Below are 13,794 nucleotides of genomic sequence, written 5' to 3'. Positions count from 1 at the left end.
CTCCTTATCCTTCCGTAATAAAAAGGCTTGTCACATAATTGCGACAAGTCTTTTATGTTTATCTCAAGAAATCTAATAGAGTTGGTTGAATCACTCGAGAACCAGAACTAAGAGCTGCTCTATGAATACTCTCCTGGGTTGTCAGATTAATAATCACTTCTTCGATATCTGCATCCTCATTATCTGACATCATACTTTTGGCTGAAACCCTTTGATTGCTTAATCGGTCTTCAATTAATTCCACACGATTCATTTTAGCCCCTATATTTGCTCGTTCATTAATAACCTGTTCAGCATGTGACTCGATTACCCCGATATGAGCACTCAGTTGATCATCTGGAACACCAGAACGTAAAGCATTAGAAAATGACTCGATATCTTCAAATAGTTCTCGAGTGAAGACATCGTTCGGATTCGAGTTAACCTGTATCTTTGTTCCTTTTGATACCTCAATATATACATCATTCATGTCTGCAAGATTGTTTGTTACTTCAGCTAAATCTACATTTCCAGCACCATCAACTATGACAGGCGGAGTCATTTCTCCAGCTCGCTCGGTGCCTGTTGTTTTCGTTCCATTAAAAAGATATTTATTATTCACTTGCGTATTCGCTACTTCCACTAGTTGTGCTTTTAGTTGATCAATTTCTTCAGCAATATTAGTTCGTTGTCCTTCTTCATAAGTTCCATTACTTGCTTGGACAGCTAATTCTCTCATTCGTTGCAATACTTTATTTGCTTCACTTAGTGCAGCATCGGTATTATCCGTCCAATTATTCACTTCACTCATATTACGCTCAAATTGTTCAATGTCAGCTACTTGTGTACGGTAATTGACGCCTTTCATCGCCACGACAGGATCTTGTGATGGACGAGTGATTTTTTTGCCAGTCGAAAGTTGCTCCATGTATTTATCAAGATTACTATAACTATTACTCAAATTTCGAAGCATATTATTAGAAAGCATATTTTGCGTAACTCGCATTATTAATTACCTCCCTACTAATCCCATATTGTTAATAATTCGATCGAGCGTTTCATCTATTGTTGTCATACTCCGAGCTGCTGCGTTATATGCATGCTGAAATTTGATCATATTCGTCATTTCTTCATCAAGAGAAACAGCACTTACGGATTGTCGATTTTCTTCTACTTGTTGTCTAAGTGTCATTGCGTTTGTAACCATTCGATTTGCTTCTTGTGTCACTACACCCAGATCACCAATCATAGATTCATAAAAACCTCTAGTTGATTTGTCACCTAGTCCGCCAAGTTCTTCATCAAAAACATGAGATAAATCGACCGCGTTTCCGTTATCACCAGCATCGCCATTTTGACTGGCTGCGATTAGATTAGGATCGTCTATAATTGTTTGATTCACCGTAAGTGTTCCTGCAGGGGAAGTCGGGTCAAATTGAAAAAAATCAATTCCAGCATCACCATTCAAATCTGTACCGCCTTGATGAACTGTATTAAATGCAGTGGCAAATTCTTGTGCCATTGTATCGATATCACTAATGATCTGGTTGAAATAGCCTACTGTATCTCCTCCACCATCAACATATCCATTCATTTCGATTAAACCTTTCATCTCTCCTTGAGATTCAAAGTCATTGGCAGCTATATTTGTGATAGTTCCATCTTCTGAGTTCGTGAATTGAAGGTTATTCACGTTATTATCCCCATCATATTGTACTTCTAACAGGTTTACAGAACCGTCTTGTCCATTAACCAGTGTTACCGGTGTACCAGCATCTTTTAATGTTACTGTTGCAATCCCCTCTGCTATCGAACTAGGATTACCGTCACTGTCTTGATAACTAACATCTATATCTGCCATGGAAGATAACTCATCTAATAATCGGTCACGCTCATCATATAAATCATTTGGTACATGTCCATGTGGTTCTAGCCCTTTAATTTCTTTATTCACATCATTAATTTGCTTAATAACAGAATTCATATCTTTTTGCATGACATCTGTTTGATACTTTAGATCATCGCGAACTTTATTTAAAGACGTGTTTAAATAATTCAATGCATCTGCCACACCTAAACCTCGTTGGGCTACCACAGATCGTGCACCATCATCTTCTGGATTCGTCGCTAAGTCCTGCAATGAACCGTAGAATTGGTCCATAACCTTTGCTAGTCCTTCATCAGATGGTTCATTTAAGAGATCTTCCACTTGTTTAAGTGCATCCGCTCGCTGTTCGTAATAACCAAGCTTTCCGTTCTCTGCTCGGAACTGCTTGTCAATAAAGCGATCACGAATTCGTTGGATTGACCCTTCTTCTACTCCACTACCAATCTCAGATTTAACACCTTCCGTATAACGTGAAGTTGTTAATGTTGAAATCTGTTCAAAGTTAACACGCTGTCTGGTATACCCTTCTGTATTAGCATTTGAAATATTATGAGATGTCGTATATAGAGCAGTCTGTTGTGCACTTAATGCTCGTCTGGCAACTTCTAATCCATGAAATGTTGAAGTCATGCGTTTTCCTCCCTATGCCTTTGAATCAAAAACTGATCGCTTATTGGTTTGTTGTTGTTTCCCATAATTGAAATTTTCAATCGTTGGCGAAATCATATCTAATGACAATTGAACAAATTGTAACGATTGTTGTGTTAGTTGTTGGTTTAATGCTTCTTGTTGCTTTAATTCTAGCAAATGATTAGCTAATGCAGTTGTTAGCTCTTCTAACGTATTTTTCGTTTCTGTATCTTGCATATGTTTTAACATATCTGTTGCTGTCGCTTCTTCTGGATCTAAGCCTTGTGCTTTTGCCCAGTCTTTTGTGGCATCAATTCGAGCTTGTTCAACTTGATTAATAGCTTTTACATACTTTCTTTCTTGTTTCAGCAATGCTTGTAATCCGTCGATATCGCCTTTTTTCAGGACATCTGTTTTATCCTTTGAAATAGCTAACAAATTCTGATGAAGTTGTTGTAATTGTTTCAATGAATCAATTACATGCTCAATTGCCATGAACAATATTCCTCCTCTAAACCAATAGGGAGACCATGATATAGCCTCCCTTGACTGTTAGACTTACTTCCAAAATTGAAGTAGTTTCTCTGCTGTTTGTTTTGGTGCTATCTCGTATGTTCCATTTTCAACCGCTTGCTTAATTTCATTTACACGAGCTTCACGTTGAGGTTGTACTTTGTCACTCTCTTGCATTTTCATTGCTTGCTCGGAGATCTGAAGTTTATCTGACTGAACTCGTTTCGATGTATCTATCTCTGATTGCTTGTTCATTTGTTTTTGATAGGGGTTGAAATTAGTATGATTCGGTCCATAAATTTTCATTAACCATCACCCTCTTTCACTTAAATCTGCCAATTCACTGTTTTTTTATCTCTTTAACTATATCGTCACCCAAACAAAAAAGTTTAATTCTTTTTGTTTTGTCCTTTTACTGAGTAATATGTTTGTGTTCTGTCACGCTCCATTTGTTTATTACGTTCTTCCACTTGATCAATTTGGTCTTGATAGGCTAGTGCATCAGACAGCTCTTTCGAACACTCCTCACAAAGCTTACCTTCTTGTATATCTTTCCCGCATTTTTCACATGGATAACTTAAGTTTGGAAATTGTGACGCTCGCAATCGCTTTTCCCGAACAAATTTAATAATCAAATCTTCTTCGACACCAGTTGCTTCAGTAATTTCTGGTATGGTTGCTTCACGATTGACACGTTTTCGCATAAATTCATATACAATTTGAAATTTCTTTTCTTCTTCTTTTCGACATTCTGGACATACTTCATTTGCGGTAGTTCGTACAAATAATTTTCCACAGCTTTTGCAATTATCTAGTTGGCCCATAAGGACGCCCACCCTTTATCTAAATTATTATATCATATATATCGGTGGGATTTTCGAATTATAAATAGGCAGTTTGTAGGAAATTATTATCTAGCTAAGGTGAAAGTGAAAATATCGTGATGTCTCGCTTGATTTAATAGGCTAGCCGCATGATGTAATGTTGCGCCAGTCGTATAAACATCATCAACTAACAGGATAGTCGCTTGTGATTGTTCTGCTGCGACTAGCTGGAATGGATTGGGACTAGCGATACGTGCTTTTCTGGATTTTTTCGATTGCTTTTCGCCATGCCTGCGCGCTAGCAAATGTCTACTTGGAAAAGGTAGTAACTTTGCAATGGCTTCCGCTTGATTAAATGCTCGTTCGTGTAACCGTTCTCGGCTAAGCGGAATAGGAACAAGGATATAATTCTTCCTCAATTTTGCATAATGAACTGAGAACTGTTGCCGAATTTGTTCTTGGAATGCTTCGATTAGGCAATAGTCTCCCCGATATTTCCACTGTGCAATCATCGCTTGCATCGTTTCATTGTACGGATAAACCGAACGATTTTGCAAAAGACTTGCACGTTGTTGCTGCCATCGTTCACAATCGCGACATAACGAATTGGCATTTGTTACTGATTCACCCGGTCTGCCACAACTGGTACAAGCTATTTTCGAAATAGGTTGTAAGTTTGCTCGACATGTTGTGCAGAGTGGATCAGGTTTATCTGGAATGAAAAAGTTTTTCCATGTCACATTTGGTTCATTTGCTTTGTTACACCATAGACAATTAGTCAATTGTTCTCCCCCTTTGATTCATTTGTTGGATCATTCGTTTTGCTTCGAGCATTGCTTCTGTTTTACCATCATGTAAAAAAATCACTTCTCCGGTTGGATCATCTGGACTTCGACCTGCTCTTCCCGCCATTTGAATCAGTGCTGCTTGATCAAACACAGCATGTCCTGCATCAATAATTGCTACATCAACAGAAGGGAAAGTAACGCCTCTTTCTAAGATTGTCGTTGTTAGTAAAAGCGTAATTTGTTTGGCACGAAAGTGTTGAATTTTTTCTTCGCGATCGTTGTCATTGGCGTGAACCGCTTCAATCGTGTGGTTTGGAAGTTGTTTTTTTAATGAAGGTAGTAATTGGGTGGTTTGTGCAATCGTTGGAATGAACAGTAAAAGTTGTCTGGCTGGATGGGTTCGTTTCTGATACCAAGACCAAAAACCTTGTGGAAGTTGGTTCCTGGCTAATGCTTTGTGTAGTGTGAATGATAAAACGAGTTGTGGCTCTGGTAGTGGATGACCATGGAAACGCAGTGGGACAAAAACAGTTGGCAACGATTTGCTTTTGATTCGTCGTTGTAAGTCTTTTCGAGGTGTGGCTGTTAAATAGATGAAAGTTGCTTGTAGTTTGGCTGCTCTAGTGGTTACAAACGAAAGCTTTGGATCGGCATGATACGGAAACGCATCTATTTCATCGATGATAATCACATCAAACGCACGGGCATATCGCAGTAATTGATGCGTGGTTGCAATCACAAAAGGAGCTGGTGTTTGTTTGTCTTCAGATCCACCATACAATCCTGTAATCGTTGTCTGCGGAAAGGCTTTTTGGAGGCGAGGTAATAGTTCGCGGACAACATCGGCTCGAGGCGTTGCTAAACAAATGTGTTTTCCTTGAGCCAAGGCTTTCGTGATGCCTTGAAATAACATCTCCGTTTTTCCAGCGCCACATACTGCCCAACATAGTAATTCCGTGTTGCTTTGCTCCATTGCTTCTGTTATTCGCTGGGCTGCTTGTGCTTGTGCCGGTGTCAGTTTTCCATCCCAAGCACAAATCTGCTTTGGAATTGGAAACTCTGGTGGCGGACCTGTCCAACAATAGAGCGGTGTGCATTCCATTACGCGCCCCATTTGAATACAGTTTCTACAATAGAAGTGTGTCTTATTGCATCGCGCGCAAGGAATTTTTCCAAATAAAGAAGCATCTTGGTTACCGCACCTTCTACATTGTAGTGGTTTGGTTGTGATTGACGGAATCGTTTCGATGAGATTTTTTTCTAAAAGGGCGTTTAGTTGGTTAGCTTCAAGAGGAAGTTCTTCCCGAAGTAGTAATTTGCCGGCTAATTGCTTGGCTAGCGATTCGATGTTGGGATAATCTGTGTTGACTGACTCACCTTGTGGTAAATAGGAAAAATCAGTAGAAGGTCGCTTTTGACGAAGGTCTTTAAAATGGTTGAACAATAGACATATCACTCCTTTTAATCTCTATTTTACTCGTTCTCTAGTAATATTAATAGCACTTGTTTAATTGTTGGAACTAATTAAATGAAATTACCGTTTTATCGATTAAATCTCTTCGCTTTTTCCTTGCGTTTTTTGCTATATCCGCTTTTATCGTATAAATCCCGTCACTCTTTCCTTGCGTTTTGTTCCATATCCGCTTTTATCGATTAAATCTCTTCGTTGTCTCCTTGCCTTTTGTACCATATCTATTTTTATCGAATAAATCTCGTTCCTGTTTCCTTGCGTTTTGTACCATATCTGCTTTTATCGTATAAATCTCGTCACTCTTTCCTTGCCTTTTGTTCCATATCTGCTTTTATCGCATAAATCCCGTCACTGTCTCCTTGCGTTTTGTACCATATCTGCTTTTATCGCATAAATCCCGTCACTCTTTACTTGCGTTTTGTACCATATCTGCTTTTATCGTATAAATCTCGTCACTCTTTACTTGCCTTTTGTTCCATATCTGCTTTTATCGCATAAATCCCTTCGCTGTTTCCTTGCGTTTTTTGCTATATCCGCTTTTATCGTATAAATCTCGTCACTCTTTCCTTGCGTTTTGTACCATATCTGCTTTTATCGTATAAATCTCATACGTCACCGAATGCCATTTCTATAAAAAAACATCCACATGTGAGCGTTAGGTCTTACAACCTGTAGTTACACACGCGGATGTTAGATGGAAAGTGCTATTTAACAATTTCGTCTAACGTTTGGATGGATTTTTCAAACGTTGCTTAGTCTTGCACGATTTCATTCACTTTCAATTTGCTTTTCTATGTTTACTGATGTTTGTTCTTTAATTGAATATTTTTGAACTAGGCTTTTCGCACACAGAAATGGTCATGTTTTTTCCTTATGATGCACACTCGTGATGCTGTCTAAAAGATAAAACTCTATATAATTAAGATTTATTCTGAAAATTAAACCCAACTAACGCAATAATTGTATTGCGTTAGTTGGGTTTTTCGTTTCACTGTTATTTATAGGCTTCTTTTTTTATAAATGCGATATAATTAATTAATATAAACTATTATTTCAAATACCAAGCTAATCCAAGCGATCCTTCGCCAAGGTGAGTGCCAATAACTGCTCCAAAATAACTTATCGAAATCTCGACATTAGCATATTGTTTCTCAATATCGTTTTTCAACATTTTAGCATCTTCTGGTCGATTGGCATGAATAACGACTGCTTTCACTGGTTTTCCAGTGGCTGCGTCTTCATCAAATAAAGAGAGAATTCGTTTAATCGCTTTTTTCTGAGTGCGGATTTTTTCAAACGGTACAATTTTAGTATCAACAAAATGCAATAAAGGTTTAACTTGTAACATACTACCTAGAAGTGCTTGCGCGCCATTTAACCGCCCGCCACGGTGTAAGTGAGATAAATCGTCGACCATAAAATAAGCACGCATCGACTGTTTCATCTCATTTAATCGATTCATAATTGTCTCTGCATCTTTTCCGTCGTGTGCCATTTGAGCTGCTTCCAAGGCGTAAAAGCCTTGTGCCATACAACTGATTTCTGAATCAAATGCATATACATCAATGCCCTCAACCATATTTCCAGCAGTGATAACGGATTGATGGGTACCACTTATACCACTAGAAAGATGAATCGACACTACTGCATCATAATCGACTGCTAATTTTTCTAACGTTTCGGTGATATAGCCAATGGAAGGTTGTGAGGTCTTTGGTAATTCTTTTGCTTGTCTCACGAGAGGGTAGAACTGATCGGCTTGCAAGTCAACTTCTTCTTGATATGAAACATCATCAATGAAAACATTTAGTGGAAGCATTTCAATGTTCCATTGCTGTCGCAAGTGGGCAGGTATATATGCCGTACTATCTGTCATTACAGCTACTCTCATAATTATTATCTTACCTTTCTTTAACATCTTCTATCAATAAACATATAAAACTATCATAGCATATTCCAGATTATTTTACCTAAAAAGTTAAAAAGACTAGTGCAAAAAATAGAAGATAATAGTTATGACAACAGCTAATGAAAGAGGTCCCTAGTGTGCACAAGCTTTCCTAAAAAACTTATGCACACTGAACTTCTATGCTTATTGCACTTCCACCCATCCATTTCGAATAGCAGCTACAACTGCTTGGGTACGGTCATTGACATTCATTTTTTGTAAAATATTACTAACGTGGTTTTTGACCGTTTTTTCACTGATAAACAGAGATTCCGACACACCGCGATTACTTTTTCCATCAGCAAGTAATTGCAGTACTTCACACTCTCTGCGAGTTAACAGGTGTAGTGGTTTACGATATTCTATTGGACTAAGTTGCCCTGCTTGAGCCTCACTTAATCGACGGAATTCTTTTACTAGATTATGTGTGACTTTTGGATGAAGGTAGGATCCTCCTTCACTTACAATTTTAATTGCTTCAATTAAAGCATCTGAGTCCATCTCTTTTAATAAATAGCCTTGCGCTCCTGATTTTAATGCGTGCGTTACATAATTTTCATCATCGTGAATCGATAAAATAATTACCTTCACCTCTGGAAATTTATCAATCAGCTGTTTGGTAGCTTGTACACCATCGATATGTGGCATATTAATATCCATTAAGATGACATCCGGTTGATAATCTTCAACAATTTTCATTGCTTCATCGCCATCGTTACCTTCTGCGACTACTTTAAAATCTTCCTCAAATTCTAGTATTCTTCTAACGCCTTCCCGAAATAACATATGGTCATCGATCAATACGATATTTTTAGTCATATATGTTTCCTCCTGTGTTTTAGTAACTCCTATTATATCTGTCCTGCTTCTATCTATGATGTAGTTAAGTAGTTGTGTTTATAAATGAATAATAACAAATAATATTCAGCCAGACTTATATATCTAAACAAACTATAGGTCTATTATACATTATTTTTTGTTATTAGTAGTACAACAGATTATTCTAATAATGGTACTTGTATTTCAATTCTAGTCCCTTGTCCTACTTTCGAGTGAATATCGATACTTCCATTTAACATTTCCAGTCTTTCTTTCATACCAATTAATCCAAATGAATTCTCTTTTCGTTGCTTCACATCGAACCCTTTTCCATCATCTTTTATGATTACTAATATGGTGTTGCTTGATTTCTCTAGTTTCACATCAATTTTTGAGGCTTCTGCATGTTTAATCGCATTTTGTACCGCTTCTTGAATTAAGCGAAATAAGGCTACTTCATATTTTGCATCTAGTCGATCCCATAAAGATAACGGAGTGAATGTAATATTCATTTGATTGTATTCAGCCATGTTTTCTACATATTTTTTTATCGTAGGAACTAAACCAAGGTCATCTAATGCCATTGGTCGTAGATCATAAATAATTCGTCTGACTTCATAAAGGGAAGAGCGCACCATGGAGCGGACACTTTTCATTTCGATCAATGCTTCTTCACGACCACGTTGTTTAAAAGTTTTATCAATCAATTCGGATCGAAGCAAGATATTGGCTAGCATTTGCGCTGGTCCATCATGAATTTCTCTTGAAAGACGACGCCGCTCTTCTTCTTGCGCTTCAATTATTTTTAACCCAAATGCTTGTTTTTCATTTGCATCTTGAATTAGTTCCCCAATTTGACGGAAATCTTCATTAAGATAGTTCAATACAACAGAGACTTTACTGACTAAACTGCTCGCTTTCTCGATGGTCTTTTCCAATGATTTTAAGCGCCGTTCAATATCGTCTCGTTTTTGTCGTAATATTTTTTCTCTTTGATGTAACATTTTCAGTTCACTTTGTAACTTATGGGTTTGTTCATAAACTTCTTTAATTTGTTCTTCAGTAAATTTATTAAAATTATTACTAACTTCGGCAAGACGCTGTCTCGATAGTTTCTCTTTTACTTCTAACTGTTCGGAGCTCTCAATATTATCTGTTACTTCTTGTTTTAGATATTTTAATTGTTCGGAGAGGTTTTGATATTCTTCTCTTGCGCTTTCACTGATGGAATATATTTCGTCTTTACTATTTTCGACAGTATCGACCATTTCATTAATAATTTTATCTAAATTTTTATCTTCAAGCATAGATACCCCACCCATTAATACCATTCGATTTATTTATGTTATTTTTTGTCGGTTAATACAAAAAATATATTTTAAGAACTATCTAATCATAGCATATTTTCCTGACAATTGCCGTTTCTAACTGCAATCGATTATAATGAATCAATGACAGGAGGGTTACATATGTTAGATTCCTATTATACTGTACAACCGAGCGGAGAAGGGGAACAAATTATCCAGAAATCACGTTTTATCGGATACGCGCGCCGGGTAGAAACGGAGGATGAAGCACAAGCCTTTATTCAGGAAATAAAGAAAAAGCATCATGCTGCAACACATAATTGTTCTGCTTACCTCATCGGGGAACAGAATCATATACAAAAAGCAAACGATGATGGTGAACCAAGTGGAACGGCTGGTGTACCTATTTTAGAAGTATTAAAAAAAAGAAATATAAAAGATACCGCCGTTGTCGTGACAAGGTATTTTGGCGGAATCAAGCTTGGAGCTGGCGGATTAATTCGAGCTTATTCCAGTACAACGTCCATTGCTTTAGAAGCGACAGGAGTTGTTGAGCGAAGAAGAATGCAACAAATTAGTATTTCCGTTGATTACGGTCTACTTGGTAAAATTGAAAATGAATTACGCAATGCCAACTATATTATTAGTCATATTGATTATTTAGAAAACGTCACGTTTCATGTGCTTGTGGCCATGGAAAAAGTCGCTGAATTTCAAACTTGGATAGTCGATTTAACCAGTGATCAAGCACGAATCGTTTTACAAGCAACTGAATATATTGAAATACCAGTACAATCAAAGGAAAATAAGGACTAAGGACTGTATATCTTTGCTATTAGGATTCCATTATTTATGTTATTCTAGCTATATATTTTCGTTTGATACGGATATCGCTTTAATAAAGAAACTATACATTTCTACTATATTAACCCTTTGGAGGATTGGTATGAAAAAAATTGCTGTATTACTTATGCTCGTTGGTGTTGCCTTTCTAGCTGTTGGTGGGTATAAATTCTATAAAACGCAAGCTGCAGAAAAAGAGAGTTTAAAAGAAGCACATGCATTACTAGAAAAAAACGACGATAAACAAAAGATAGACCCAACAGCATTCAAACCAAAGACAAATGAAACGGTTGGTCTTTTAGAAATACCTAGTATTGATGCATCACTTGCGATTGTAGAAGGTACTGATCCAGATGATTTAGAAAAAGGGGTAGGGCACTATGCTGGATCTGCTTACCCTGCACAAAATGATCAAGTAGTTTTATCCGGTCATCGTGATACCGTATTTCGACGACTAGGTGATGTCAGCATTGGTGATACATTTACCATTAAACTTCCTCACGGTGATTTTGATTACGAAATGATAGATTCAAAAATTGTGGATGCAGATGATACCTCAATTATCAAATCAACTGCGCCAAATGAAGAATTAGTGATTACGACTTGTTATCCTTTTTCTTATGTAGGAAATGCACCGGAACGATATATTATCTATGCCCAACCAGTTAAATGATTTTAGTAGGAGGACGATAGTTTGAAACGCTTGATGATGATTGCTAGTATTTCTTTAGCATTTATTGGACTTGTTGCTTGTTCCAATGATGAAGAAACAGCAGAAGAAAGACTACAAACATATGTGAATAATTGGGAGAAAGAAAATTTTTCTGACATGTACCAAATGATTGCGAATCAAGAAGCATACGAGACGGAAGCGTTTGTCGATCGTTATGAAAAAATTTATAACGATGTCGAAGTAACAGATTTATCCGTTGATTTTCAAGTACCAGAAACAGAAGAAGATGAGCCACCAAGTACTTTTCCGCTTGAAGTGAGTATGAACACCATTGCCGGTCAAGTGCAGTTTGAACAAGACATTTCCTTAACTCAAACAGAGAACGAAGAAGGCGAAACAAACTGGTATGTCCAATGGGATCCTGGATTCATATTCCCTGCATTAGCAAATGGTGGAGATGTTGGGATTGAAACAACGTCCCCAACACGAGGCGAAATTTATGATCGAAATGAAAATGGGCTTGCCGTAAATGCCAAAATTTATTCCGTTGGGGTTCAGCCTTCCCTGTTTGAAAATGAAGAGGAAGAAAAACAGAAAATTGCTGACATGCTTGATATTGCAGTCGAATCGATTGATGAGGCGTTAGCTGCTGATTGGGTGGGCGAAAATACTTTTGTTCCGTTAAAAGATATTCCAACTACTGATGAGGCATTTATCGAAGAATTATTTGCGATACCTTCTGTAGTCAAGCAAGATAAAACCGGGCGTTCCTATCCGTATGGAAAAGCGACCGCTCATTTGGTCGGTTATATCGGTCAAATTACTGCCGAAGAACTTGAGGAAAAAGAAGATGCCAGCTATACACAAAACGATATGATTGGTAAGCGCGGCTTAGAGCAATTATTTGAAGCGCAACTAAAAGGTGAGCGTGGAGTTAAGATCGTTGCTGAAGATGAATCGGAGTCGGAAGCACAAGTTATTGCGGAAAAACCGGCTCAAGACGGTGAAAATATTACTGTTACGATTGACGCGAAATTACAACAAACCGTTTATAACAGTTTTGGAGAAGATGCTGGCACTGCATCTGTCCTTAATCCAAAAACAGGTGAAACTTTAGCATTGGTTTCTAGTCCTGCTTTTGATCCGAATGAACTGACATATGGTATCAGTCAATCCAAATGGAAAGAGCTACAAAATGATGAACAAAGTCCCTTAACCAATCGGTTTGCAGCTACCTTCTCCCCAGGTTCATCTATTAAACCGATTACAAGCGCAATTGGTTTATCAAATGGCACAATTAAGCCTGATGAAAGTATTGAAATTAATGGGTTAACATGGTCGAAAGATGGTTGGGGAAATTACGCGGTGCGGCGTGTCTCACCATCTTCTGGACCAGTCGATCTGACGGATGCACTCGTTCGGTCAGATAATATATACTTTGCTCAAAAAGCAGTCGAAATGGGTAGTAAAGCTTTGGTTAGCGGACTGCAAAACTTCGGATTTGGAGAAGACTTCCCTTACACCTATCCAATTGAAACAAGTACTATTTCGTCTTCAGGAACAATTGATGAAGAAATACTGCTAGCTGATTCTGGCTACGGACAAGGTCAAATGCAAGTTAGTTCGCTTCATTTAGCAACTGCTTATACCACCTTTTTGAATCAAGGTAACATCATGCAGCCAACGCTCAAGCTTGATGAAAAAGATAGTGTAGTGTGGAAAGAATCTCTCTTGTCAAGTGAGCATGCTGATTTGATGAAAGGCATACTTCGTCAAATTGTTACAGATGCTAATGGTACTGCAAATCAAGCGGATATTGATGCAGTTAACTTATCTGGTAAAACTGGTACCGCTGAATTAAAAGCCTCACAAGACGAAACCGGTGGCCAAGAAAATGGTTGGTTTGTCGCTTATCCGGATGACGAATCGATGTTGATATCCATGATGGTTGAACATGTGGAAGACAGAGGTGGCAGTCACTATACGGTGGAAAAAGTGGCCGATATTTTTAATCAGTTATATTAAAGGAAAGTGTCAGGTTTGATATCCTGACACTTTTTGTATTTATAGCGCAGTACGGGAAACGTTAAGTATGGTTTGCGGTCACTTAC

13 protein-coding genes are annotated in these 13,794 nt (G+C 37.7%); 3 read left to right on the top strand and 10 right to left on the bottom strand.

Annotated elements, in window-relative coordinates:
• Positions 1-58: 58 nt before the first annotated feature.
• The 10 genes from flgL to DES48_RS05725 form a co-directional block, all read right to left on the bottom strand.
• On the bottom strand, positions 59-985 hold the full coding sequence (gene flgL / locus DES48_RS05770) for a flagellar hook-associated protein FlgL (protein ID WP_113867602.1): 927 nt from the start codon (positions 983-985) through the stop codon (positions 59-61).
• A gap of 6 nt (positions 986-991) precedes the next feature.
• The gene (gene flgK / locus DES48_RS05765) at positions 992-2,497 is read right to left on the bottom strand and encodes a flagellar hook-associated protein FlgK (RefSeq protein WP_113867600.1); all 1,506 of its coding nucleotides are present in this window, start codon (positions 2,495-2,497) and stop codon (positions 992-994) included.
• 12 nt (positions 2,498-2,509) lie between these two features.
• Positions 2,510-2,992: a flagellar protein FlgN gene (locus tag DES48_RS05760; protein ID WP_113867598.1), complete on the bottom strand. Its 483-nt coding sequence runs from the start codon at positions 2,990-2,992 to the stop codon at positions 2,510-2,512.
• Positions 2,993-3,055: 63 nt separating this feature from the next.
• Entirely contained in the window at positions 3,056-3,316 is a 261-nt protein-coding gene (gene flgM, locus DES48_RS05755) for a flagellar biosynthesis anti-sigma factor FlgM (RefSeq protein ID WP_113867596.1), read from the bottom strand.
• Positions 3,317-3,399: 83 nt separating this feature from the next.
• A complete protein-coding gene (locus DES48_RS05750) occupies positions 3,400-3,834 on the bottom strand; it encodes a TIGR03826 family flagellar region protein (RefSeq protein WP_079710759.1) in 435 nt (144 codons plus the stop codon).
• Positions 3,835-3,920: 86 nt separating this feature from the next.
• Positions 3,921-4,616 carry a ComFC family protein gene (locus tag DES48_RS05745; protein ID WP_113867594.1) on the bottom strand — a complete coding sequence of 232 codons (696 nt, stop codon included), beginning with the start codon at positions 4,614-4,616 and terminating at the stop codon, positions 3,921-3,923.
• Complete coding sequence (locus DES48_RS05740) at positions 4,609-6,066, bottom strand: ATP-dependent helicase ComFA (RefSeq protein ID WP_342769929.1); 1,458 nt, start codon at positions 6,064-6,066, stop codon at positions 4,609-4,611. The genes DES48_RS05745 and DES48_RS05740 overlap by 8 nt, the downstream gene beginning before the upstream one ends.
• A gap of 1,075 nt (positions 6,067-7,141) precedes the next feature.
• The gene (locus DES48_RS05735) at positions 7,142-7,984 is read right to left on the bottom strand and encodes a DegV family protein (RefSeq protein ID WP_079710757.1); all 843 of its coding nucleotides are present in this window, start codon (positions 7,982-7,984) and stop codon (positions 7,142-7,144) included.
• A 201-nt stretch (positions 7,985-8,185) separates the two neighbouring features.
• Positions 8,186-8,860 carry a response regulator gene (locus tag DES48_RS05730; protein ID WP_113867592.1) on the bottom strand — a complete coding sequence of 225 codons (675 nt, stop codon included), beginning with the start codon at positions 8,858-8,860 and terminating at the stop codon, positions 8,186-8,188.
• A gap of 179 nt (positions 8,861-9,039) precedes the next feature.
• A complete protein-coding gene (locus tag DES48_RS05725; RefSeq protein ID WP_113867588.1) occupies positions 9,040-10,167 on the bottom strand; it encodes a sensor histidine kinase in 1,128 nt (375 codons plus the stop codon).
• 162 nt (positions 10,168-10,329) lie between these two features.
• Between DES48_RS05725 and DES48_RS05720 the strand changes: the two genes are divergently transcribed.
• The 3 genes from DES48_RS05720 (at position 10,330) to DES48_RS05710 (ending at position 13,708) form a co-directional block, all read left to right on the top strand.
• A complete protein-coding gene (locus DES48_RS05720) occupies positions 10,330-10,983 on the top strand; it encodes a YigZ family protein (protein ID WP_113867586.1) in 654 nt (217 codons plus the stop codon).
• 130 nt (positions 10,984-11,113) lie between these two features.
• The gene (locus DES48_RS05715; RefSeq protein ID WP_113867584.1) at positions 11,114-11,683 is read left to right on the top strand and encodes a class D sortase; all 570 of its coding nucleotides are present in this window, start codon (positions 11,114-11,116) and stop codon (positions 11,681-11,683) included.
• 21 nt (positions 11,684-11,704) lie between these two features.
• Complete coding sequence (locus tag DES48_RS05710; RefSeq protein WP_211318471.1) at positions 11,705-13,708, top strand: penicillin-binding transpeptidase domain-containing protein; 2,004 nt, start codon at positions 11,705-11,707, stop codon at positions 13,706-13,708.
• Positions 13,709-13,794 lie beyond the last annotated feature (86 nt).

The organism is Paraliobacillus ryukyuensis, from assembly GCF_003315295.1.
Classification (GTDB): domain Bacteria; phylum Bacillota; class Bacilli; order Bacillales; family Amphibacillaceae; genus Paraliobacillus; species Paraliobacillus ryukyuensis.
Note: the sequence above shows the minus strand (reverse complement) of the source record. Positions and strands in the feature narration are given on the sequence as shown.